Origin of the sequence: Microbispora triticiradicis (assembly GCF_005864065.1) — a bacterium.
Taxonomy (GTDB): Bacteria; Actinomycetota; Actinomycetes; order Streptosporangiales; family Streptosporangiaceae; genus Microbispora; species Microbispora triticiradicis.
In genome coordinates this window covers 507,069-530,156 of sequence record NZ_VANP01000004.1, presented here as the reverse complement: position 1 = coordinate 530,156, position 23,088 = coordinate 507,069, and the positions used below count along the sequence as shown (strand labels likewise).

The window sequence follows — 23,088 nt, the reverse complement described above, 5'->3', positions numbered from 1 at the left end:
AGAGCCTACGCGGCCAGTGCCGTGTAGAAGGCGATGTGGCGTTCGGCGGCGGCGGACCAGGTGTGGCGGGCGGCGAGCTCCCGGCCCGCCGTACGCCTGCCGGGGTCGTCGCCGGCGAGGGCGTCGCGAAGCCCGGAGGCGAGGGCGGGCGGCCCGGCGGCGAAGCGCGCGGCCGGGCCGAAGACCTCCCGCAGCACCGGCAGGTCGCGGACCACCAGGGGGACGCCCGCCGCGAGCGCCTCCATCGCGGCGAGGCCGAAGCCCTCCTTCAGGGAGGGGAAGGCGAAGGCGTCCGCGCCCGCCACCAGCGACGGCAGATGGGCGTCGGGCACCGGGCCGAGGACCACCGGGCCGGCGCCCAGCTCCGCCGCGCGGGCCTCCCACCGCGCCCGGTAGTCGCGGTAGTCGAAGAGCGTCTCGCCGCCGGCGATGACCAGCCGGACGTCCGGGTGCGTCCCGCGCAGCAGCGCGTACGCCTCCAGCAGGTCGAGCGAGCCCTTGCGCGGCTCGATGCCGCCGACCGTCAGGACGTAGGTCCCCAGGCGGCGGCGCCACTCGCGGACGGCGGCCGGGTCGGCCGACGCGAACCGCTCGGCGGCGACCCCGTTGGGGATCACCGTGGCCCTGATGCCCCAGCCGGCCCCCAGCTCGGCCGCCACCGCCGCCGACACGCAGACATGCGCGTACGGGGTGACGATCGCGCGCTCGTGGCAGGCGGCCAGCTCGGGGGTGGTGAAGTGGTCGATGTGGTGGACCGTGCGCACGCAGTCGCCCGCCGCGTTGGCGCTGATGCAGTCCTGGGCGTGCACGACGTCGTAGGCGGCGGCGGCCGGGGCGAAGGCCGCGCGCAGCACGGCGATCGACCGCAGCACCCGCGCGCCGACGGCCTCGCCGGGGATGTCGGGGAACGGCACCACCCGCAGCCGTACGGCGGGCTCGACCGGGCGGAAGAACCCCGCGTCGCCGCCCCGGCCGAGCGTCCACACCGTCACCCGCTGCCCGGCCGCCGCCAGCGCCTCGGCCAGGGCGAGGGTGTGGACGACCCCGCCGCGTGGCTTGGTCGAGTAGCTGAGCAGCGCGATGTTCACGTGGCGGTCTCCCGGTAGACGTCCGGCCTGCGCTCCCGGATGTGGTGGAGGATGCGCCGGGCGCGGTCGATCTCGGCCGCGACGTCGATCTCGGCGACGGCGAGCCCGGCCTTGGACCAGGTGCGGGCGAGCACGTCGCCGCCCGGGCCGACGACCTTGGCCTGCCCGAGGAACCGCATGCCGCCCATCACCCCGGTCTGGTTGGAGGAGGCGAGCACGACCTGGTTCTCGGCGGCCCGCGCCTGGTCGTACAGGTCGAAGAGGCGTGACTGCCGGTCCTGTGCCATCCGCGGCGCGCGGTTGGTGACGCTGGTCGGCCAGGCCGACAGGCAGGCGAGGATCTGCGCGCCGCCGAGGGCGAGGCTGCGGGCCGACTCCGGGAAGGTCTTGTCGTAGTCGATCAGCATGCCGATCCGCCCGGCGGGGGTGTCGAACGGCTCGAACCGGTCGCCGGGCGCGTAGGCCGCCGTCTCGCCCGCGGGCAGGTGCACCTTGCGGTGCAGGCCGAGCACGCCGTCGCCGCTGACGCAGACGGCGGCGTTGTAGCGGGCGTCGCCGCCGTCCTCGCAGAACCCGACGCACACGACCATCTCGGCGGCCAGCGCCGCCACGCGGGCGATCACCGCGTCGTCCGGCTTCAGCGCGGGCGGCAGCGCGTCGGGGTCGGGGCGGCGCAGGTCGGCGAGGTAGCCGCCGAGCGCGGCGTCGGGCAGCACCAGCAGCCCCGCGCCCGCGCCGCGCGCGTCGGCGATCAGCTTGGCCACGCGGGCGAGGTCGAACTCCAGGTCGCGGCCGAAGTGGGCGGCCGCGGCGGCGATCCGCAGCACGCTCACGATCGGCCTTCGCCCGGCGGCCCGTACGTCTCCGGGCGGCGGTCGCGCAGGTGGCCCATCGACCGGCGGGCGGTCTCCAGCGCCGCCGGCACGTCGATCTCCGCGACCGCCATGCCCGCCCCGACGCCGGTCCCGGCGAGGATCTCGCCGCCGGGCTCCACGACCTTCGCGCTGCCGACGAAGCGCAGCGACCCGAACGTGCCGGCCTGGTTCGCCGACAGCCACACGATCTGGTTCTCCAGGGCCCGCGCCCGGTCGAACAGGTCGAACCGCCGCTTCCAGCGGTCCCGCTCCAGGTCCGGCGCCGCGTCCGTACGGGACCCGGGCCAGGCCGACACGCACACCCCGATCTGCGCGCCGTCCAGGGCCAGCGCGCGGGCGGCCTCCGGGAACGCCTTGTCGTAGCAGATCATCATGCCGATCCTGCCGACCGGCGTGTCGAAGGCGCGGAACCCGTCGCCGGAGGAGTAGCTGGCGTTCTCGCCGAGCGGCTGGTGGACCTTGCGGTGATTGCCGAGGACCCCGTCGCCGTTCACGCACACCACGCTGTTGTAGCGGGCGTCGCCGCCGTCCTCGCAGTAGCCCGCGACCACGACCATGTCGCCGGCGAGCGCGGCCAGCCGCCGGATCTCGGGGCCGTCCACCGCGAGCGGGGGAGGCCCCGCGTCCGCGGCGTCGCCGTCGAGGCTGAGAAGGTAACCGCCCAGGCACGCCTCGGGCAGCGCGAGCAGCCGTACGTCGCCGGTGCGGGCCTCCTTGATCAGGCGTTCGGCGACCGCGAAGTCGTCTTCGAGGTCGCGGCCGAACCCGGCGGACACCGCCGCCATGCGAAGGGCGCTCACGCGGTCCCCAATCCGGTCACCGGGCCGCCCACGGCCTCCGTGACCTGTCCGTCGGGCCAGCGCAGCGACACGCCCCGGCCGGTGGTCAACTCCCCGCAGACCCGCGAGACGGCCGGGCCCGCGGGCGGCGCCGGCGCGTCCGGCCGGTCCGCCGTCAGCATGCCGAAGCCGGGAAAACAGGTGAGCCAGTCGCCCATGGAGGCGGCGGCCGGGCGCGGCACCGCGGCCACGTCCAGCACGGCCCCGCAGCCGCCCGCCTCGGCCAGCATGCCGAGCGTGCCGGCGATCCCGGCCATCGACACGTCCTTGGCGGCGGCGGGCCCGGCCGCCGCGACCGCGCCGAGCATCTCGCGCAGCTCATCCGTACGGCGGCCGGTGGTGGAGTCCCACTGGCGGCCCCGGTACCCGGGCCGCCAGCCGCCGCCGAGGTCGGCGGTGAGCCGTACGGCGTAGCCCGGGCGCCCGCCGCCTCCCGGCACCGGCCGGGCGGTCCGTCCCAGCGCGGTGACCGACAGCGCCGCGGGAACCCCGAGCTGCGTGTGCCCGCCGAGCACCGGCACGCCGTACGCGCGGGCGGCCCGTGAGAGGCCGCCGATCACCCGGGCGGCGTGCGCGGCGTCGGGCGCGGCGAGCGCGTCGAGCAGCCCGGCCGGGGCGGCGCCCATCGCGGCGAGGTCGTTGAGGTTCACCAGGACCGAGCACCAGCCGGCCCACTCCGGGTCCCGCTCGACCATGGACGGCACGATCGCGTCGCAGGCGGCGACGAGATCGCTGCCGGGCACCGGCGCGCCGTCGTCGCCGACGAAGCCCGGCCCGCCCAGCCGCGCCGGACCGCTCGGCAGGGCGGCCAGCAGCGGGCCGAGCGCCGACTTGGCCGCGGCCGCCTGCGCCGCGATCCGGCCGATCGGGTGGCGCATCAGCACGTGCGGCGCGCCCGCGACCACCGCCGGCCGCACCCGCGCCCATCCGAGCCGCCGGAAGAACGCCTCCGCCCCGGCCCGTACGGTCGCCTCGAACCGCAGCGCGCCCTCCGCCTCGGCGCGGGCGCAGGCCGCCCGCACCAGCGCCGCGCCCACACCCCCGCCCACATGCCGCGTGCCGCGGGCGGCGGGGGCCACGACGAGCCGTCCGCCCGTCCACCAGCCGATGTCGGGGCCGTCGCCGGCCGGGCCGAGCCGTACCCCGCCGGCGACCGAGCCGGCCGGGTCCCTGGCCACCAGCACGACCGTGCGCGGGTCGTCGTCCCGGTCGTCGAGGTCGTGGCCCTCGAACAGGCCCTGCTCCCGGACGAACGCCTCCCGGCGGAGGCGGTGGTAGGCCGCCAGCGTCGCGGCGTCCCCGGCCTGCTCGATCCGGAGGCCGGTCCGGCGGGCCAGCGTGCTGTGGTCGCCGAGCAGCGCGAGGATGTCGGGCGGGGTCTCCCGCGCCGGAGCGCGCGTGCCGCCGTCGAGGTACACGGCCCTCACCCGCCCGCCGCGCTGAGCACGCCGCACGCTCCGCAGGCGGCGCAGCCCGCGCCCTGGTCCGCGCCGCGCATGCCGGCCGCGCGCAGCAGCGCCGCCACGCTCTCGGTGACGTGCCGCAGCAACCCGGCACCGGGCGCGCCGACCCCGTCGCGGGCGGCGAGCGTGCCCCGCATCGGGCGGAACGGGACCACGAAGGGGTAGACCCCCCGGTCGATCAGCCGGCCCGCGCCCGCGATCAGCTCGCCGGGGTCCTCGCCCAGCCCGACCAGCAGGTACGTCGAGACGCGGTTGCGCCCGAAGACCCGGACCGCCTCGTCCCAGGCGGCCTCGTACTCGCGCAGCGGCACCGACGACTTGCCCGGCATCCAGCGCCGCCGCACCTCCTCGTCCAGGGACTCCACGTGGATGCCGATCGCGGTGGCCCCGGCCTCGCGCAGCGCGCCGATCCAGGCGAGGTCGCCCGGCGGCTCGCACTGCACCTGGATCGGCAGCCCCGGGACGGCCTCCAGCACGGCGCGCACGCACCGCGCCAGGTTCCGCGCCCCACGGTCGGGCCCGGCGGTGGTGCCGGTGGTCATCACCATCTGCCGGACGCCGTCGAGCCGCACCGCCGCCTCCGCCACCTCGGCGAGCTGGGCGGGCGTCTTGGCGGCGGTCGTGGCGCCCGACCGCAGCGACTCCTCGATGGTGCAGAACCGGCAGCGGTCGGCCTCGCCGTACCGGACGCAGGTCTGCACGACGGTCGTGGCCAGCACGTCCGCGCCGTGCAGCCGGGCGATCCGCTCGTAGGGCACGCCATCGGCGGTGACCAGGTCGTAGAACCGGGGCCTGCGGACGGGGACCAGCGTGACTCCGGTGTCCTGCTCGCCGAGCCAGACCGTGCCGTCCCGCACCGTGAACGGGCTGTCGGGGTTGACCGGGAGCGCGGCGCCGGCGCCGTCCAAGAGGACGTGGCCGTCGCCGCTGGGCCCGGCGCCCTCCGGCCGCCGCACGGGGGTGTCCAGCGCCACGCCGCGCAGGGCCAGCTCGGCGCGGGTCATGATCCGTACGTCGGTCACGGCGCTAGAGCTGGTAGGTGGAGTTGATGACGGCGCCCTTGCGGGCGTAGTGGATCAGCGCGTCCTGCACGTCCAGCGGGTGGGTCGGGATGACGCCCTCGATCAGGTCCTCCTCGCGGGCGCCGTGCAGGGACAGGCCGAAGCGGCAGCAGTAGACCTTCCCGCCTTCGGCGATGAACGTCTTGAGCTGGTTGTTGATGTTGTGCTCGCCGGGGAAGGCCGAGTTGCCGGTGGTCGGGAAGCCGCGGGTGGCCAGGCAGTTCAGCGAGCCGGGGCCGTAGAAGTAGATGGCGGTCTCGAAGCCCTTGCGCAGGGCGCGGGTGGCCTGGAGCACGGCCACGAAGCTCACCGACGACTCGTGCGCGATGCCGTGGACGAGCGTGAAGTACGACTCGCCGTTCTCGGCCTTGTAGTCGGGGAAGACCTTCGTGGTGCCGTAGATGGTGGAGCCCTCGGGCAGCGACGGGTGGGGGATCTCCTCGATGCTCTTCTTCTCGAGGTCGGTCATGTCGACGGTCATGTGCGTCTCCTTCGAATAGGTGGGATCAGTCGTAGAGAGAGGCGAAGGTGTCGTGGAAGACGAGGCGGCCCAGTTCGCCGCCGCCGGTCGCGGCGCGCATCCGGGCGTGCTCGCCCGCGAAGTCGCCCCACGGCTGGTCGCTGGCGAACAGCACCCGGTCGTGGCCGAGGCCGCGCCGCTCGATCTCCCGGGCAAGCCAGTACGGCGCGAAGCCGATGGCCCAGGACAGGTCGGTGTAGACGCGCTTTCCGGCCGCGATCCAGTCGAAGAACCGGGAGCCGGCCAGCTTGATGTGGCCGCTCATCCCGCCGCCGAAGTGCACCAGGTGGACCGGCACGCGGTCGGCGTACCACTCGACCAGGTGGCCGACCTCGTCGATGTCTGAGGCGGCGCCGGGGGAGGTGTGGACATGGACGACCAGCCCGTGCCGCGCGGCCGCCGCGAAGATCCGGTCGAGTCCGGGCCGGCAGGCGGGGTCGGTGGGACGGCCGCCCAGCAGGAAGCTGAGCTTCAGGGCCCGCACGCCCGCCTCGCCCGCCAGGGCGAGGGCGCGGGCGGTGCGCTCCTCGTCGCGCGGCAGCGGCGAGACCCACAGCCCGGCGCGGACGCGGTCGTCGGCCTGCGCCGCCTCCAGCGCGAGTTCGTTCAGCGCGAAGGCGGCGTCCGGGTCGGGCACGCCGTAGTTGGGCAGCACGAGCGCCCGCTCGGTGCCCTCCGCGTCGAGGTCGGCTATGAGCCGCCTGACGGTGGCGCGGGCGGTGACGTCCGGGTTGACGGGAGGGCCGCCGTAGAAGGGGTGGGCGGGCAGTACGCCGATGTGGCGGTGCGCGTCGAAGACCATGGCGTCACCCGACCGGGAGAGCGGGGGAGAGTCCGGCGGGGGCCCCGGTGAGCGCCCCGCACACGTCGGCGAGTCTCCGGGACGCCTCGATGTGGGCGGCCAGGAACTCGGCGTCCCGGCCCACGGCCGCCAACCGGCCCGAGCCCCACGTGTGCTGCCAGGGCAGCCCGAGGAAGTGCAGCCCCGGGCAGCTCGTCACGCCGCGCCAGTGCATCGGGTAGCCGCGCCCGTCGAACGCGGGGATCTCGATCCATCGGTGGTCGCGGGTGAACCCGGTCGCCCAGACGACCGAGGTGACCCCGGCCCCCGCCAGGTCGAGGGAGCGCACCGGCTCGCCGGGTTCCCAGACCGGGACGTAGCGGGGCTCGGTGGGAGCGGCGACGCCGCGGGCCGCGATGTGGGCGTCGATGGCGTCCTTGATGCCCTCGGCCACCGCGTCGGCCCGGTCGAGGTTGTCCTTCAGGTCGCCGGCGAAGTCCAGCCTCGTGCCGTCCACGCCGGTCAGCCGGCCGTACAGGCGCATGCCGTCGCGGGCGAAGGCCCGCAGGTCGATGTCGCGCCCGCCGTCGCGGCCGGTGACGTAGTGGTTGGCGCGCATGCGCACCGCGTCGGCGTCGCCGAACTCGTCGATGCTCCTGGTGTAGTGACCCATGTCGTGCAGCCACGCCACGCAGTCCCGGCCGCGGTAGAAGCGGGCCACCCGGGGCGCGCCGCCGACCGCGAGATGCACCCGGCGGCCGGCGAGGTGGAGGTCCTCGGCGATCTGGCAGCCCGACTGCCCGGTGCCGACCACCAGGACCTCGCCCTCGGGCAACTGGGCCGGGCGGCGGTAGCGGGAGGAGTGGACCTGCTCGACGCCGGCCGGCAGCCGCTCGGCCAGGCGGGGCAGCGACGGCGCGTGGTAGGGGCCGGTCGCCACCACCACCTGGTCGGCGGTGAGGTCCCCGGCGGTCGTCGCGAGCTCGAAGACCCCGCTCACGGCCCGCCGCAGCCGGGTCACCCGTACGCCCTCGGCCAGCGGCGGCCCGAAGGACGCGGCGTAGTCCTCCAGGTAGCGGACGACTTCCTCGCGGACCATGAAGCCGTCGGGGTCGGCTCCCTGGTAGGGGAAGCCGGGCAGGTCGCACTGCCAGTTGGGGGTCACCAGGCAGAAGGAGTCCCAGCGGCGCTCGCGCCACTCGTGGCCCACCCGGTTCGCCTCGACGACGACGTGTTCGACGCCGCGCCGGCCCAGGCAGTGGCTGATCGACAGCCCGGCCTGTCCGCCGCCGACGACCGCCACCGGGTAGTGTGCCCCGGCGAGCCGCGGCGTGCTGTGTGCTGCCATCCGGACCTCCAGGCGGTGCCATCGCTCTCGTGACGGCTACTTCAGTCCGGGCGTGTTACCGATCGACGGCATCCGGAATAAAAAGCGGTTACCGATCGGACACCCTGCGTCACCGGGCGAGGTGATGGACACGTCGCACGTGACCCGGGCGGGACCGGGGACGGGCGCATAACCTGGGAGGACGCGACCGGCGCGCGAGGGGGTGGGGCGCGGGATCATGATCGTCACGGTGTTCCTCGGCCTCGCGGCGGCGGCCCTCCTCGGGCTGGGCTTCGTCGCGCAGCAGCACGTCGCGTACACCGAGCCACTGGGCGAGATGCTGCACGTGCGCCTGCTGCTCGACCTCGCGCGCAAGCCTGTGTGGCTGGCCGGGATCGCCCTGATGGTCGGCGGCCAGATCGCCGGCGCGCTGGCGCTGCGGCGCGCCGACGTGGCGTCGGTCGAGCCGCTTCTGGCGACCAACCTCATCTTCGCCCTGGGCGCGGCGGCCCTGCTGTACCAGGAGCGCCTGGGCGGGACGGAGTGGCTGGGGGCGGTGCTGGTCAGCGGGGGCGTCGCCGCGTTCCTGGTCGCCGGGCGCCCGCACGGGGGCGGGATGCCGGCGTCGGGCTCCCTGGCGTGGATCGCCGTGCTCGTCGTGGTCGCCGTCGCCGCCGGAATGGTCGTGGTGGCGCTGCGGGTGCCCCTGCAGACCAAGGCGATGCTGTTCGCCGCCGCGGCCGGGGCGTTGTACGGCCTGCAGGACGCGCTCACCCGCGGGGCCCTGCTCACGCTGGTGGGGGGACCGGGGGCGCTGTTCGCCTCCCCGCAGCTCTACGCGCTGCCGGTGATCGCGGTGACCGGCATCCTGCTCAACCAGAGCGCGTTCGACGCCGCGCCGCTGCGGATCTCGCTGCCCGCCACCACCGCGACCGAGCCGATCGTCGGCATCCTCCTCGGCGTCGCCCTCTTCGGCGAGCGCCTGCGCGTCGACCCGCCCGCTCTGGCGGGGGAGGTGGGCGGGCTGGTCGCGCTGGTGGCGGGCATCGTCGTCCTCGGCCGCTCGCCGTTCCTGCACAAGTCGGAGCAGGGCCCGAGCGGCCGCCCCGACCCGTCGTGATCAACCCCGTCGTGATCAACCCCGTCGTGATCAACCCCGTCGTGATCCGCGACGGCCGGCTCTGCCCCGCCGTGAACCGCCGCCCGGCCGGACAGCGCTTGGGCCGCGCTCGTGCCGCGCTCGTGCCGCGCTGAAAGGTACATGGGTGGCGGGTCCGGTTCCGCCCCCCGCACAGGTCGCGGTGTCCCGCTGTTAACGGCCAGGTCGGACGGGCCGTGCCGCGGGCCCGGTGTCCGGGCGGCGGTGCGGCGATGGATCTTACAGACATGAGTAAGGCTTGCCGACTCCGGCCTGTCGGCTACGATCGCAGCAACTCGGGAGCGCTCCCCATCTCGCCCGGAACCCCCCACCGGAAGGTGGAGACCCAACAGTGCACACGCAGTCACAGCCCCACGCACAGCTCCACGCACGCCCCCGCGCCCGCCGCTGGGCCCCGCGTCTCACGGCCCTGCTGACCGCGTCGGCGGCCTGCCTGGCCACCTGGACGGGCGCCGCCCTCGCCCACGGCTCCGTCATCGACCCCGCCTCCCGCGTCTACGGCTGCTGGCAGCGCTGGGGCAACGACTTCCAGAACCCGGCCATGGCCCAGCAGGACCCGATGTGCTGGCAGGCGTGGCAGGCCGAGCCCAATGCCATGTGGAACTGGAACGGCCTGTACCGCAACGGCCTCGGCGGCAACTTCCAGGCCGGTATCCCCAACGGGCAGCTGTGCAGCGGCGGCCACGCCGAGAGCGGCCGCTACAACGCGATGGACGCGGTCGGCGCGTGGAAGACCACCACCATCCGCAACAGCTTCACGGTCAAGCTCCAGGACCAGGCCAGCCACGGCGCCGACTACTTCCTCGTCTACGTGACCAAGCCGGGCTTCGATCCGACCAGGCAAGCCCTGACCTGGAACGACCTGCAGCTGCTGACCCGCACCGGCAGGTACGCGCCGAGCCAGAGCTACTCGATCAACGCCAGCACGTCCGGGCGTAGCGGCCGGGCCGTGGTCTTCACGATCTGGCAGGCCTCGCACATGGACCAGGCGTACTTCATCTGCAGCGACGTCGTCTTCAGCTGACGGCGGGGTGAGACGCGGCGGGCCCCGCCGGACGCGAGGTCCGGCGGGGCCCGGAGGACGAGCCCGCGTACGGCCGGGGATCAGCTCGCGGTCAGGACGTGCCCGTGGTCCGCGTGGGCGCCTGCGGAGGCCGCGGCGGTCCGGGCGGTGGGCCGGGTGTCCGGCCCGGGCAGGTCGCGGCTGAAGGCGTAGACGACGGCCGCCGTGGCGATCGCGCCGGTGTTCAGCGCGAGGGCCTTGTCGTTGATGTTCGCGATGGTGTCGCAGGCCTTGTGGTAGCAGGAGTCGTACGCCTGGCCGGCGGTGCCGCCGAACAGCGCCTGCTCCTCGGGGGTCTTGACGCCCTCCGCGCCCGTGAACAGCCCGCCCGCGGGAATCCCGGCGTCGATGAACGGCCCGTAGTCCGACCGCCCGTCGAAGTCGGTGCCCACGTGGCCCTGCCGGATGGTGTCGAAGTACTTGACGAAGAGCTTCTCGATCTCGTCGGAGCCGGCCGGTCCGGCGGGCGCGCCGGTGGCGTCGGAGTCGTCACCGTCGTAGATCTTGAGCGCGTAGTTGGGGGAGGCGACCATGTCGAAGTTCAGATACAGCTTGATCTTCGCCAGGTCGGCCGGCGACAGGCTCGCGACGTAGTGCTCCGAGCCGAGCAGGCCCAGCTCCTCGGCGCTCCAGAAGGAGAAGCGCAGCGCGTTCCGGGTCGGGACGGCGCCGAGCTTCGCGGCGACCTCCAGGATCGCGGCGCTGCCCGAACCGTTGTCGTTGATGCCCGGCCCCGGCACCACGCTGTCGAGGTGCGCCCCGATCTGAACCACCTTGTTCGGGTCGCCCCACCTGGAGTCGGCGATGACGTTGTGGGTGGTGCGGATCTCGCTGGTGGTGCTCGTCCTGACGTGGACGACGGTCCCGGCGGTGCCGGCCAGCTCCTGGCCGACCGCGAAGCTCACGCCCACGACGGGGATGTGCACGGTGGGCGCGCCCAGCGTGCCCTGCAGGGTCTCGGTGCGCCCCGGCTGGCCCTCGTTCATGATGATGACCGCGGCCGCCCCGGCGGCCTGCGCGTTCTCCGCCTTGACCTGGAAGGTGCAGGTGCCGCGCTGGACCAGCGCCACCGAGCCGGCCGGGAACGAGGCGAAGTCGGCGGCCTCGCAGCCGGAGGTGGAACTGCTGGGGGTCGGCCCGGGCGGCAGCATCAGGTCGACGTTCCGGACGGCGGCCGTGACGTCGCCGGAACCGGAGTAGGTCATCGTCGCGAACTCCCCGACGGTGCTGCCGTCCGGCGGAGTCGGCGCGTACGTCTTCGGGGTCGGCGCGGTGCGCTCCAGCGACGCGGTGGCGTTCTCCTTGAAGAACGGGAACTCGAACGCCTGCAGGGTCACCTTGTAACCGGCCTTCTTCAGCACCCCGGCGACGTAGTCGCGGGAGGCCACGTGGCCGGGAGTGCCGGCGGCCCGGGTGTGACCGTTGGCGTCGGCTATCTGCTGCAGCTTCGTCAGGTGCTTCTTGACCGCGGACGCGACGATCGTCTGCACGACCCCCGCGGGGTCGGGGTCGGCGTTCGCCGGTGCGGCGGGCAGGAGGGGAAGCACGAGGGCGGACGCCGCGACGGCGACTGCGCCCCGCATGCCGAGGGTGGCGCGCATTGGGCTCTCCTTCGGGTCCAATGACGATCCGAGACGGCCCAGCGGGCTGGAGACCGAGATCGGCCTCCGCTGGACACTGATCGGGAAACTAACCGCGTTCCGCCGATGTGGGAAGGCCCTCTTTTCCGGAGTGTTTTCCGGACGCCACCTTTTCTGGTTAAGAAACCGGCTTAAGAAATCAGCTTTCGGCCGCCCAGTCGAGCAGGGACCCGGCGGTGTCCCAGCGGCGGCTGGAGTCGTCCTCGCCGAGGATGACGCCGATCAGCCGGTGGTCGTGGCGGTCGGCGGCGAACGCCAGGCAGAACCCGGCGGCGTTGGTGAAGCCGGTCTTCACGCCGATCGCGCCGGGCAGGCCGAGCATGTGGTTGGTGTTGGACCAGTCGTACCTGCCGTCGCCGGTCGAGTGGTGCCGGGTCGAGGTGATCTCGGTGAAGACCGGATTCCGCAACGTGATCGCCGCGAGGCGGGCCTGGTCGCGGGCGGTGGAGTAGCCGTCGCCGGCGCGGGTGGGCAGCCCGTCGGCGTTGACGTAGAGCGTGTCGTTCAGTCCGAGGCTCTTGGCGGCGGCGTTCATCTTGGCGACGAAGCCGTCCACTCCCGGGCCGTACACGCGGGCCAGGGCGTGCGCGGCGTCCGCGCCCGAGGGGAGCAGCAGCGCGTAGAGCAGTTCCCCGACCGGAAGGCTGTCGCCGGGCTCGAGATCGGCCGTCGTGCCGTCGTTGTTCCAGGCGTACTCGACATCCTCACGCTTGATCTTGACGCGGTCGTCGAGGTTCGCCTCCCGCAGGACGACATAGGCGGTCATGATCTTGGTGAGGCTGGCGACCGGCATCCGCTTGCCGGCGTTCTTGTCCAGCAGTTCCTGTCCCGTGGTCGCGTCGAAAAGATAGACGGCCCGGCCGTACGCGTGCGGCGCCGTGTACGCGGGAAACGCCGTGGTGTGCTCGCGGACCAGAGCGGCGGCCGGGCCGGGAGCGGCCGTGACGGGCTGCGCGAGCGCGGGCGACGCAACCCCTGTGAACAGGGCAAAGGCCGCCATGGAGACACCAAGGAAAAGCTTACGGGTCGGCATGCGTTTCAGCGTGCCATGACGATTCCTGGCCTTCGGACGATTCATCGCAAAATATTGGCAAAACGCGTGACTAATGTGACTTCTGGGGGTTTAAGGCATAAGTGGTGGTGTGGCGAGAGGTGCGAGCGTGCGGGCGCCGCGGGGCCGGATACGTATTCCTGCCGATGCGCCGGGCCGCCCGGGTTCCCTACCGTCGAGGACGCCGACGAGACCCCGAGGTGAGCCATGCGCGTGCCGACCGCGTTCCTGTCCACCCTCCTGTCCGCCTTCCTGACGGTTGTCCTGACGGCATCCGTCCTCACCGTCCCCTCCCCGGCCACCGCCGCCGTGGCCGGGGCCAAACCCCCGCCGGGCGGCGTCGACGTCGTCTACCAGCGGGCGGTCTTCGGCCCCGGCACGCGGGAGGGCGTGAAGGCGGGGAGGACCCTCTCCTTCGCCGCCCCCGTGGGCACGATCTCGTACACCGACGCGCTCGGCACGAAGAGCTGGGAGTACGCCCGGTGGACCGGCCCCGAGCGGCCGATCGGGTTCGCCGCCACCGAACTGGTGGCCTCGTGGACCGCCGACGTCCCGGCCGGCAGCTGGCTGCAGGTCGAGATGCGCGGCCGCCACGCCGCCGGGCAGACGAAGTGGTACGTCCTCGGCCGCTGGGCGTACGGAGACGAGGACATCCGCCGCACGTCGCTGCCGGGGCAGCGCGACGCCGACGGCACGGTCTCGGTCGACACGTTCGTGGCCGCGGCGGGCCGGGCGATCACCGCGTACCAGCTGCGTGTGACGTTGTACCGCACGCCGGGCTCGGCCGCACGGCCGGTGGTCCGCACGCTCGGCGCGATGGCCTCCGCCGTGCCGGACCGGGAGACGGTCCCGGTCAGCCCGGGCGGCATCGCCTGGGGCGTCGAACTGCCCGTGCCGCGCCGCTCGCAGAACGTCCACGAGGGCCACTACCCGCAGTGGGACGGCGGGGGAGAGGCCTGGTGCAGCCCGACCTCGACCACCATGGTGCTCGGCTACTGGGGGAGATGGCCCAGCGCGCGGGACACCTCCTGGGTCGACCCCTCCGATCCCGACCCCGAGGTCGACTACGCCGCCCGCTACACCTACGACTACGCCTACGAGGGCGCGGGCAACTGGCCGTTCAACACCGCCTACGCCGGGCGGTACGGAATGGAGGGGTTCGTCACCCGGCTGCGCTCGCTGACCGAGCTGGAGCGGCTGATCAGAGCGGGCGTCCCCGTCGTCACCTCCCAGTCGTTCAAGGCGGAGGAGCTGCCCGGCGCGGGATACAGCACCAACGGCCACCTCATGGTGATCATCGGCTTCACCGCCACGGGCGACGTCATCGCCAACGACCCCGCCTCGCGGGACGACGACGCCGTACGCCACGTGTATCCGCGGGCCGCGTTCGAGAACGTCTGGCTGCGCAGCACCGGCAGCGGCGGGATCGTCTACGTCATCCACCCGCCGGGCCACCGGCTGCCCGCCACGACGCCGGGCCTGCCGGCCAACTGGTGACCCGATGCGACGGCGTCAGCGGAAGGCGGCCGCGTTGCGCCGCGCCCAGTCCGAGAACGGGCGTGGCGCGCGGCCGAGCACCCGCTCGACCTCCGGGCTGATCCGCCGTTCGCCGGGGGTCGGATCGCCGAGGATGGCCAGGGTGCCGTCGGCCACCTCCTCCGGCATGAACGCCGCCATCATCGCGCGTGCCTCGTCGCGGCTCTGCTCGGCGAACCGTACGGGCTCGCCGAGCGCGTCGCCGAGCGCGGCGGCGATCTGACGCGGAGAGACCCGCTCCGGCCCGGTCAGCTCGTAGACCCGGCCGTCGTGGCCGGGCTCCCGCAGGGCCGCCGCCGCGACCTCGGCGATGTCGCCGGGATCGATGACGGGCAGCGCGACGTCTCCGAACGGAGCGGTCACCGTGCGGCGCAGGCGGACGGACTCGGCCCAGGCGAAGGCGTTGGAGGCGAAGCCGCCCGGCCGCAGGATCGTCCACTCCAGCCCCGAGTTCCTGACCTCGCTCTCGTCCTCCAGCGCCCGCATGCCGTGACCAGGGGAGAGCGGGCGCGTCCCGGCGGACTGGGAGGACAGCAGGACGACCCGGCGCACCCCGGCTTCCGCGGCGGTGCGGAGGATCGGCCGCACGTTCCCGCCCAGGGCCAGGTAGTCGCCGGGCGTCACCAGGAACAGCGCGTCCGCCCCCTCCAGCGCGGGGCGCAGCCCGGCGGGATCGGCCAGGTCCGCGCTGACCGTACGGACGCCCTCGGGCACATCGGCGGACGAGACGCGGCGGGCGACGGCGGTGACGTCCTCGCCCGCCTCCGCCAGGAGCCGGACCAGGACCCGGCCGACGTTCCCGGTGGCTCCCGTTACGACGATCATGATGATCTCCCTAAAGTTAGTTAGTCGGCTGACTCAGAGAGAACCGTAGCACGGGACGCGCCTATAGTCAGTCAGGTGACTGACTCGACCGTTTCCCGCGCGGGGGCCGCGAGCGCCAAGCGGCGCCGGCTCACGGCCGCCGCCGCCGAGGTGGTGCACCGGCAGGGCGCCGAGCGCACCACCATCGCCGACATCGCCCGCGCCGCCGGCGTCCCGGTGGGCAACGTGTACTACTACTTCAAGACCAAGGACGAGCTGGTCGCCGCCGCGCTGGACGAACACGCCCGGCATCTCGCGGAGCTCACCGGACGGCTGGAGCGGCTGCCCGATCCGCGTGAGCGGCTCAAGGGGCTGGTGGAGACCTGGATCGGGCAGCGCGACGTCGCGGCGCGATGGGGCTGCCCGACCGGCACGCTCGCCGCCGAGCTGGACAAGCGCGGTGAGGGCGGGCTGGACGCGGAGGCGGGGAGGGTGATCCGGCTGCTGCTCGACTGGGCCGAGCGCCAGTTCCGCGAGCTGGGCCTGCCCGAGCCCGACGGCCTCGCGCTGACCCTGGTGAGCGCCTATCAGGGCATGTCGCTGCTGGCCAACGCGCTGCGCGATCCCGAGATCATGAAACGTGAGGGCGACCGGCTGCTCGGCTGGCTCGGCTCACTGCCCGGCTGAGCCGGCCTCGCTCCGGGACAGGAGCGTGGTCAGGGCCGTGGTCCGCGCGTCGTCCCAGCCGGCCGGCGGCGCGATCCGCGCCCAGGCGGCGGCCACCTCGCCGTCGTAGTCGTGCCCGTGGCCGGGCGGCGCGTCGAGGGAGAACACCAGATCCGCGGTGACCTGCCAGAACGTGACGAACGGATACCAGCGGATCCAGGGCAGCACGTCGTCGCCGCGCCGTTCCTCCAGCCAGTCCGGGCGGCCGAGGACCAGCCGCGGGGTCCACCACACGATCGGATCGGAGGGATGCTGGAGATAGACCACCCGCGACCCGTCCCAGGAGGCGGGCGCGGGCAGGTCCTCGGGCCCGTTGGCGAAGCGCACGGTCTCGCCGTCCCGGTAGACGGGCAGCACCTCCCGGCTGCCCGGGTCGCGGCCGTCCACGAACCGCCGCCACAGCGGGCTGCTGTCGGGCGGCCCGACGAAAAGCGCGCCGTCGGTGCGCTCGCGCAGGTCGCGGTCGTCGCGGAACGCCGACTCCGCGCCGAACGCCCCGAGGCTCTCCCCGAACACCAGCAGCCGGGGCCGGTGACCGGCGGGCAGCCGCGACCACCGGGCGTACACCTGGCCGAACAGCTCGCGCCCGGCCGCCGTGACGCGCTCGCGGTCCACCAGGAACGACAGCCAGCTCGGCAGGTAGGAGTACTGCATCGAGACCAGCGCGGTGTCCCCGCCGTACATGAACTCCAGGGCGGCGGCGGCTTGGGGGTCCACCCAGCCCGTGCCGGTCGTCGTGATCACGCACAGCACCGCCCGGCGGAACGCGCCGGTCCGGTCGAGCTCCCGTACGGCGAGGGCGGCCCGCTCGCGGGCGGTCGCGGCGGAGTCGAGTCCCGCGTAGACCCGGACCGGCGGGAGCGCGGGCCGCCCGGTGAAACCGCTGAGTTCCCCGACGGTGGGAGCGCCTGCGACGAACGCCCGGCCCTCCAAACCGAGCGACGCGAAGGAGACCAGGGAGGAGGGGCCGCCAGAGACGGCGGCGGACCGGGGCCGCGAGGTGCCGGGCGCGGTCTCGCTGTTGATCGCCGCGAAGCTGTTGTCGGCCCCTCTGAGCAGGGCCTCGGTGAGGATCCCGTCGGTCAGCAGGACGGCCAGCACGCCGACGCCGAGCGTCGCGGCCAGCCGCGCCGCCGTGGCGGGGATCCACCTGCCGAGCACGCCTCCGAGCGCCCGGGCGGCGACGCGCAGCGCCCTGGCGGCGGCCAGCAGGAGCAGGAACACCGCCGCCGCGACGAACGGCACGCCGAGATAGCCGAGCCGTTCCGGCGGGCGCAGCCCCATCAACGGGTAGATGGCCCTCTGGGCGCGTACGCCGAGGACCAGCGACGCGGCGCCCAGCCCGCAGCCGAACGTCGCGACCAGGCGGCGGACCCGCCGCCGTCCCGTACGGCGCCACCCCTCGCGCCATCCCGCGCACCGGGCCTCGGCATACCGCCGGACGACCGGGGCGGCGCTCCGGCGGGCCAGGGCGCCGGCGGTCACGCCGGCCAGGTATCCGGTCGCGGTCAGCACCCCCGCGATGATCCCCTGCAGCGGCCACGAGCGGGGCAGCAGCGACGGCGTGAGGGACAGGCAGAAGAAGATCGCGGCGAACAGGATCCCGGCCGTGTCCAGTGCTCCGCCGAGCCGTACCCGCCCCTCCCGCATCAGGCCCCCGATTCGCCGCCTGTCCGCCGATTTCGCGGAGCAGGCAGGCTATCAAGTCACCGGCAGGTCACGGCCCCGCCCCCCGCGCGGCCTCACCCCCAGTGGTCGCCCCAGCCCCACAGGTTGGGCCCGAGCGCCGTGGCGGGGTCGTCGTGGTACACGCCGAACCTGCCGCGGAAGAACAGCATCGGCCGCTGCTCCGGATGGACGGGTTCGAGTTCGCGGACGAGGCCGATCACCACGTCGTGGTCTCCGGCCACGTGCACCTCCCGGACCTCGCCGTGGACGCGCAGCAGCACGTCCCGCAGGACGGGCGTGCCCCAGCGGGACAGGTCCCAGGCGAGCCCGGCGAACTTGTCGCCGTTGCTCGATCCGAACCTGGCGCACACGTCGACCTGCTCCTCGCCGAGGACGTTGACGCAGAAGCGGCCGGACTTCCTGATCCGCGGCCAGGCGCGGCCCTTGTGGTCGGCGCAGAAGAGCACGAGCGGTGGTTCGAGGGACACCGACGCGAACGACTGGCAGGCGAACCCCACCGGATCGCCGTCGTCGAGCCCCGTGACCACGGTCACGCCGGTCGCGAACATCCCGAGCGCGCGCCGGAACTCCGCGGGCGACGGCGGCGGCGCGTCGCCGGAGCCGGGGTCGCCGAGGCCGGGGCCGGCGGAAGCTGCGGTCATGGGTTCACCTCTCGCGTGCGGTCCGGTGGCTCCGGTGTGCCTTCGGTGCGGCTCTGGTCCGGTGACTCAGCGCTCAGATCACGAACTTACAAACCCCCTCGGCGCCGCGCCGCACGGGATCCCGTCCAACGGGGCGGCCTGCATGACGAGTCTTCCCAGGTAAAAACAGGTTTTGTCAGGTTTACACCATTGTTGAGCTGTATGTACCTTTAGGTGCCACGGCATGGGTACCGGTGACATCCGCGTCGCCTCCGTTGCCGTGTCGTTGCCCGGACCGTGCGCTCTTCTGTGCGCGCGGCCGCCGAGTCCGCGTTCCGCGGAACCGGGGACCCACTTCTCGGGGTGAATCGGCGCGCAGACCCCCAGATGCGCCCGTAGGGCACTTCCTGCCCGAACCCGTCAGCTAACCCGGTAGGCGGCATGGAAGCAAGGAGCTCAACCCGCGTCATGCCCACCATCAGGTTCTCTCCCGCCGGGCGGCCCTCCGCCCGCCGCCTGCGCGCCGCCCTCGCCGCGGCGGCACTCGCGGTCACGGCCGGCACGGCCACCCTCACCGCCGCCACGCTCGCCGCCACCGCGGCCGCGCCCGCTCCCGCCTACGCGAACCCGCACACGTACGGCCAGGACGTCTCCGGCTACGAGGCCGACCACGACTGGATCAACAGCCGGGCGCAGTTCGGCTTCATCAAGGCGACCGAAGGCCTGGACTGGGTCGACTCGTCCTTCCCCCGGCACTGGCGGGAGCTGGACAAGAAGGGGATCGTCCGCGGCGTCTACCACTACGGCCACCCCTCCAACGACCCGATCGCCGAGGCCGACCACTTCCTCCGGGTGGTGAACGCGCAGCCGGGCAAGCCCGGCGACATCCTCGTGCTCGACCTGGAGACCGCCGACGGCCAGTCGGTGCAGCGCGTCAACGCCTGGGCCAGGAAATGGCTGGAGTACGTGACCGCCAAGACCGGCGTCCGGCCGATGTTCTACAGCGGCTGGAACTTCGCCGACAAGTACGGCCGGGGCCTGGGCGACTATCCGCTGTGGGTGGCCCACTACAGCCGGAACCCGGGCGACATCACCCCGCCGGCCGACTGGAAGAGCTGGGCGATCCACCAGTACACCGACTCGCCGATCGACCAGAACGTCTCCGCGCTGAGCCCTGTCGAGCTGCGCGCCCTCGGCCGCCGCTGAGGCTCCGTGGTTCCGGGGCGGGCGCCGCCCGCCCCGGGACCATCCTCAGCCCGATTTCACACCATTTCCGACCACATCAGACCACCGCGCCCGATCCGTCGCGGGCCACGGGCCGGCGACGCGGAGCGGCGGGCGCGGGCGGCGGCTGACCGGCGCGCCTCTCCAGCTCGATCGCCGCCGGCCCCGCCACGAACGACGACGACAGCGTGCCCGCCACGATGCCGATCAGCAGGGCGATCGCGAAGTCGCGCAGCGAGTCGCCGCCGAACACCGCCAGCGCCGCCAGGATGAACAGCGCGCCGAGACCCGTGTTCACCGTACGCGGCACGGTCTGCAGGATCGCCGTGTTCACCACCCGCCCGAAGGGCGTCCCCCGCGACACCGGCCACAGCTCGCGGACCCGGTCGAAGAGCACGACCTTGTCGTTGACCGAGTACCCGATGATCGTCAGCATCGCGGCGAGGAAGACGCCGTCGATCGGCTTGCCCAGCCAGGCGAACGCGCCCAAGACGACGGCCGCGTCCACGAAGAGCGCCGCCACGGCGGCGGCGCCGAACGTCCACCGGAACCGGAACGCCAGGTAGGCGAGCTGGGCCGCGAGCGCGACGCCGAGCGCGATGAGCGCGTTGCGGCGCAGCTCCGCGCCCAGGCTCGGCCCGACGAGCTCGTCGCGCTGCTTGGTGACCTCCCCGACGCGCCGGTCCAGGGCCTCCTCGACGCGGACGACGTCATCGGCGGTGATCTGCCCGGTCCGTACGGAGATCGCGTCGTCCGACCGCTGCACGACGGCCGTGGGGAACCCGGCGTCCGACACCGCCTGCCGGGCCGCGGCGACGTCGACCGGCCTGCTCGTGCCGAACTCCACGATCCGCCCGCCGGTGAACTCGACGCCGTAGTTCAGGCCGCGGGTGACCAGCCCCGCGCCCACCAGCACGAGCAGCCCGGCCGCGACGGCGAGCCAGTGCCGCCCCGCCCGCATCAGGTCGGGGTTCCGCCGGGTCAGCCAGGTCCTGACCCGGCCGATCGAGCCGAGGCCCGACACCCCTGGGCCGAACCTGCCGATCAGGGCGGCGGCGAGCACCCGGGTGATCAGCATGGCCGAGATCAGCGAGGCGAGCACGCCGATCGCCAGCGTCACGCCGAAGCCCTTGACCGGCCCCGACGCCAGCCAGAACAGCAGCCCGGCGGCGAGCAGGGTGGTGATGTTGGAGTCGGCGACCGCGCTCCAGGCTTTCTTGAACCCCCGGTCCAGGGCGGCCTTGAGGCCCCGGCGGGGCGCCGCGCCGTACTCCTCCCTGGCCCGTTCGAAGACCAGCACGTTGGCGTCCACGGCCATGCCGATCGCCAGGACGAACCCGGCGAGGCCGGGCAGCGTGAGCGTGGCGCCCATCGCCACCAGTCCCGCGTACGAGATCAGCCCGTAGCAGGCCAGCGCGACCGCGGCCAGCAGGCCCACCAGGCGGTAGACGAGGCCGATGAACACCGCGGTGAGGATCACCCCGGCGACGCCCGCCTTGGCGCTCGCCGCGATCGCGTCGGCGCCGAGGGTCGGGCCGACCGTACGCTGCTCGACCAGCTCCAAGGGCACCGGGAGCGAGCCGCCCTTGACGAGCACGGCGAGGTTCTGCGCCTCCTCGGCGGAGAACGACCCGGTGATCTGGGTGGTGCCGCCGGGGATGCCCGCCCCGCAGGTCACGGTCTCGTTCACCTGGGGCGAGGAGATGATCTCGTCGTCGAGCACGATGGCGACCCTGCGCCTGGGATCGCCGATCGGCTCGCAGGCCGCCTTGCCGGTCAGCTCCCGCCAGGGGCCCGCCTCCCGGAAGTCGATCGTCACGAACCAGCCGGGCCCGAGCTGGGGGTCGGTGCCGGCGGCGGCGTCGGTGACGCCGGCCCCGCTGAGTGCGACCGGGCCGAGCTTCAGTTTCTGGCCGCTCTCGTCGGCGATCGCGTCCTTGTCGCCGTCCCCGGCCGGACCGAGCACCGGGTGGAAGTTGAGCTGGGCGGTCTTGCCGATGACCTCGGCGGCCTCGCGCGGGTCGAGCACGCCGGGCAGTTCCACGATGATCCGCTTCTCGCCGGAGCGGACCAGGGTGGGATCGACGACTCCGAGGGCGTCCGCACGGCGCCGGAGCACGTCGAGGGCACGGTCGGTGGCGTCGGCGTCCGCCCTGACCGTGGGGGAGTCCTTCGTCTCGAAGACGAGCTGGGTGCCGCCGCGCAGGTCGAGCCCGAGGCGCGGGGCCATGGTGAGGGCGAGCAGCAGTGAGGTGGCGATGACGGCGAGCGCCGCCACCGCGCGCCACAAAGGCGCACGTGACATTGTGCCTCCACAGGCAGGTACGAGGAGAGAAAAGGGCCTCAGTACGCCGTGGAGGGAGGAGCCCGCGCGGCCGTCGTGCGGCACGGGCGCTGGGCGGGGCGATCGTCGTGATCCGGGCCGGCTCGGGTGACCCGGGTGCCCCCGCGCGGCGACGCGGAGGCGGGCGGCAGGACCGGCCCGGCGGTGGCGCCGGGGCCGCCCGGGCCGGCGTGGATCCGGGGCTGGTCACTGTGCGCGGGCCGCCCCGCGCTGGGCGGCCCCCAGTGCCGCGCCGTCGTGTTCCGTGCGCTCGCGTCCTCCGCCCTTGCAGGGCGGGCGGTCGTGGGTCGCGCTGCCGTGGGTGCGGCGCTCGTGCTGGGGGAGATCGAGAGGCGCGTGATCGAGAGGCGGGCGTCGCCGACCGCCGAGGACCAGGGACGCGCCGCGTGATGTGAGGTGCCCGTCGTGGCTGCCGCTTGCCCGGTGGTCTCTGCGGCGCCCCGCACGCCCGCGGTCTCCGCGGTGACGGGTGCGCCCGTGAGGCGGAGCCCGCCGGAGGACTGGGACATGCCCTGAGCGGCGGCGGGAGAGCCGCCGGCGGCCAGGAAGCCGGTGGTCAGGAAGATCGCGTGCAGCAGGAGCAGCAGCGCGGCGGTCAGCCTGCTTCGCACGATCCCTCCCTCCCGCGACGACCCGGTCTCAGGTCACCGTAGCCGCTCTGGCCCGGGCCCGGCGCGTGCCGTGATCGCGCAGGGCGAAAAGTGCCGAGATCATTCGAAAATGGGCGGAAATAAGGTGAGAAACGGGCGACGGAAAACGTAGATGACCGTTTCGCGAAGGTGGGCTATGGTCGGTCTCATGGCGACCTCACGACGTGGCATGTGCGGGTCCACCGCCTTCACGTGGGTGGTGGGCCTGCTGATGCTCGGCCTCGCCCTGGTCGCCTCGACGCCCGCTTGGTACGGAGGCGACCCCGCGCAGCACGCGCCCCAGGCCGCCGCCGAAGTGTGGACGCCGGGGGCGTGGTCGCCCCAGTCCGCCACCCTGCCCGCGGGCGCCGGCTCAGAGCACATGCCGCTGTCGTTGCGGCTGCGGAGCGCTGTGGCCGCTTTGGCGGCTCCGGCGTCCGCCCCGGCGCTGGTCCGGCACGACGAGGACGTCTTCCTCAGCCCGCAGCAGACCGGGCATCGCACGGTCGGATCCCGTAGCCCGCCGCTGGTCTAGAGCTCCGGAGCGCTCCGAGCCGCGGCGTCGGCCCGGTCTCGTCGTCGAGCAGCCGCAGCCGTCCCAGCCGTCCGGTAATCAGGCCGGTCCACGCGTCAAGTGATCCTCGGCAGG

22 protein-coding genes and 1 riboswitch are annotated in these 23,088 nt (G+C 73.8%); of the genes, 7 read left to right on the top strand and 15 right to left on the bottom strand.

Features of this window, described 5'->3' with window-relative positions:
* Positions 1-5: 5 nt before the first annotated feature.
* Genes FED44_RS13840 through FED44_RS13805 form a run of 8 tightly spaced genes read right to left on the bottom strand, consistent with a single transcriptional unit; the run spans position 6 to position 7,975 of the window.
* The gene (locus FED44_RS13840) at positions 6-1,088 is read right to left on the bottom strand and encodes an MSMEG_0565 family glycosyltransferase (protein WP_138460866.1); all 1,083 of its coding nucleotides are present in this window, start codon (positions 1,086-1,088) and stop codon (positions 6-8) included.
* On the bottom strand, positions 1,085-1,921 hold the full coding sequence (locus tag FED44_RS13835; RefSeq protein WP_117408592.1) for a carbon-nitrogen hydrolase family protein: 837 nt from the start codon (positions 1,919-1,921) through the stop codon (positions 1,085-1,087). Before FED44_RS13835 ends, FED44_RS13840 begins: the two co-directional genes overlap by 4 nt.
* Positions 1,918-2,763, bottom strand: coding sequence for a carbon-nitrogen hydrolase family protein (locus tag FED44_RS13830; RefSeq protein ID WP_138460865.1), 846 nt, complete (start codon positions 2,761-2,763; stop codon positions 1,918-1,920). Before FED44_RS13830 ends, FED44_RS13835 begins: the two co-directional genes overlap by 4 nt.
* A complete protein-coding gene (locus FED44_RS13825; RefSeq protein ID WP_222867889.1) occupies positions 2,760-4,256 on the bottom strand; it encodes an MSMEG_0567/sll0787 family protein in 1,497 nt (498 codons plus the stop codon). Before FED44_RS13825 ends, FED44_RS13830 begins: the two co-directional genes overlap by 4 nt.
* Entirely contained in the window at positions 4,226-5,287 is a 1,062-nt protein-coding gene (locus FED44_RS13820; protein ID WP_208758960.1) for an MSMEG_0568 family radical SAM protein, read from the bottom strand. Before FED44_RS13820 ends, FED44_RS13825 begins: the two co-directional genes overlap by 31 nt.
* A 4-nt stretch (positions 5,288-5,291) precedes the next feature.
* Complete coding sequence (locus FED44_RS13815) at positions 5,292-5,807, bottom strand: MSMEG_0572/Sll0783 family nitrogen starvation response protein (protein ID WP_111702059.1); 516 nt, start codon at positions 5,805-5,807, stop codon at positions 5,292-5,294.
* Between the two features lie 25 nt (positions 5,808-5,832).
* A complete protein-coding gene (locus tag FED44_RS13810; RefSeq protein WP_138460864.1) occupies positions 5,833-6,648 on the bottom strand; it encodes an amidohydrolase family protein in 816 nt (271 codons plus the stop codon).
* Positions 6,649-6,652: 4 nt separating this feature from the next.
* Entirely contained in the window at positions 6,653-7,975 is a 1,323-nt protein-coding gene (locus tag FED44_RS13805) for an MSMEG_0569 family flavin-dependent oxidoreductase (RefSeq protein ID WP_138460863.1), read from the bottom strand.
* Positions 7,976-8,192: 217 nt separating this feature from the next.
* On the opposite strand from FED44_RS13805, the gene FED44_RS13800 reads away from it, so the two are divergent.
* The 3 genes from FED44_RS13800 to FED44_RS13795 all read left to right on the top strand — a co-directional run bounded on the left by FED44_RS13800 (position 8,193) and on the right by FED44_RS13795 (position 10,137).
* Positions 8,193-9,074: a DMT family transporter gene (locus FED44_RS13800; RefSeq protein ID WP_187406030.1), complete on the top strand. Its 882-nt coding sequence runs from the start codon at positions 8,193-8,195 to the stop codon at positions 9,072-9,074.
* 11 nt (positions 9,075-9,085) lie between these two features.
* A complete protein-coding gene (locus FED44_RS38075) occupies positions 9,086-9,208 on the top strand; it encodes a hypothetical protein (RefSeq protein WP_279633863.1) in 123 nt (40 codons plus the stop codon).
* A gap of 236 nt (positions 9,209-9,444) precedes the next feature.
* On the top strand, positions 9,445-10,137 hold the full coding sequence (locus tag FED44_RS13795) for a lytic polysaccharide monooxygenase auxiliary activity family 9 protein (RefSeq protein ID WP_111702065.1): 693 nt from the start codon (positions 9,445-9,447) through the stop codon (positions 10,135-10,137).
* Between the two features lie 80 nt (positions 10,138-10,217).
* Here the strand turns inward: FED44_RS13795 and FED44_RS13790 are convergent, their stop codons facing one another.
* A complete protein-coding gene (locus FED44_RS13790; protein WP_138460862.1) occupies positions 10,218-11,777 on the bottom strand; it encodes a M28 family metallopeptidase in 1,560 nt (519 codons plus the stop codon).
* Between the two features lie 178 nt (positions 11,778-11,955).
* Positions 11,956-12,816: a D-alanyl-D-alanine carboxypeptidase family protein gene (locus tag FED44_RS13785; RefSeq protein WP_244301905.1), complete on the bottom strand. Its 861-nt coding sequence runs from the start codon at positions 12,814-12,816 to the stop codon at positions 11,956-11,958.
* A 258-nt stretch (positions 12,817-13,074) separates the two neighbouring features.
* Between FED44_RS13785 and FED44_RS13780 the strand changes: the two genes are divergently transcribed.
* A complete protein-coding gene (locus FED44_RS13780; RefSeq protein WP_111702071.1) occupies positions 13,075-14,364 on the top strand; it encodes a C39 family peptidase in 1,290 nt (429 codons plus the stop codon).
* A gap of 15 nt (positions 14,365-14,379) precedes the next feature.
* On the opposite strand, the gene FED44_RS13775 is transcribed toward FED44_RS13780, so the two are convergent.
* Positions 14,380-15,228: an NAD(P)H-binding protein gene (locus FED44_RS13775; RefSeq protein WP_138460860.1), complete on the bottom strand. Its 849-nt coding sequence runs from the start codon at positions 15,226-15,228 to the stop codon at positions 14,380-14,382.
* Between the two features lie 75 nt (positions 15,229-15,303).
* Between FED44_RS13775 and FED44_RS13770 the strand changes: the two genes are divergently transcribed.
* Complete coding sequence (locus FED44_RS13770; RefSeq protein WP_111702075.1) at positions 15,304-15,894, top strand: TetR/AcrR family transcriptional regulator; 591 nt, start codon at positions 15,304-15,306, stop codon at positions 15,892-15,894.
* On the opposite strand, the gene FED44_RS13765 is transcribed toward FED44_RS13770, so the two are convergent.
* Positions 15,880-17,583, bottom strand: coding sequence for an alpha/beta hydrolase (locus tag FED44_RS13765; protein ID WP_138460859.1), 1,704 nt, complete (start codon positions 17,581-17,583; stop codon positions 15,880-15,882). The two genes, FED44_RS13770 and FED44_RS13765, sit on opposite strands and share 15 nt — an antisense overlap.
* Positions 17,584-17,675: 92 nt before the next feature.
* Positions 17,676-18,263, bottom strand: coding sequence for a flavin reductase family protein (locus FED44_RS13760; protein ID WP_111702079.1), 588 nt, complete (start codon positions 18,261-18,263; stop codon positions 17,676-17,678).
* 289 nt (positions 18,264-18,552) lie between these two features.
* Positions 18,553-18,696: riboswitch (cyclic di-AMP (ydaO/yuaA leader) on the top strand.
* 14 nt (positions 18,697-18,710) lie between these two features.
* Here FED44_RS13760 and FED44_RS13755 point away from each other — a divergent pair.
* On the top strand, positions 18,711-19,448 hold the full coding sequence (locus FED44_RS13755) for a glycoside hydrolase family 25 protein (protein ID WP_138460858.1): 738 nt from the start codon (positions 18,711-18,713) through the stop codon (positions 19,446-19,448).
* 76 nt (positions 19,449-19,524) lie between these two features.
* Here the strand turns inward: FED44_RS13755 and secD are convergent, their stop codons facing one another.
* Positions 19,525-21,771 carry a protein translocase subunit SecD gene (gene secD, locus FED44_RS13750; RefSeq protein ID WP_138460857.1) on the bottom strand — a complete coding sequence of 749 codons (2,247 nt, stop codon included), beginning with the start codon at positions 21,769-21,771 and terminating at the stop codon, positions 19,525-19,527.
* A 38-nt stretch (positions 21,772-21,809) separates the two neighbouring features.
* Positions 21,810-22,421, bottom strand: coding sequence for a hypothetical protein (locus FED44_RS13745; RefSeq protein WP_138460856.1), 612 nt, complete (start codon positions 22,419-22,421; stop codon positions 21,810-21,812).
* Positions 22,422-22,608: 187 nt separating this feature from the next.
* On the opposite strand from FED44_RS13745, the gene FED44_RS13740 reads away from it, so the two are divergent.
* Positions 22,609-22,974, top strand: coding sequence for a hypothetical protein (locus tag FED44_RS13740; protein WP_138460855.1), 366 nt, complete (start codon positions 22,609-22,611; stop codon positions 22,972-22,974).
* Positions 22,975-23,088 lie beyond the last annotated feature (114 nt).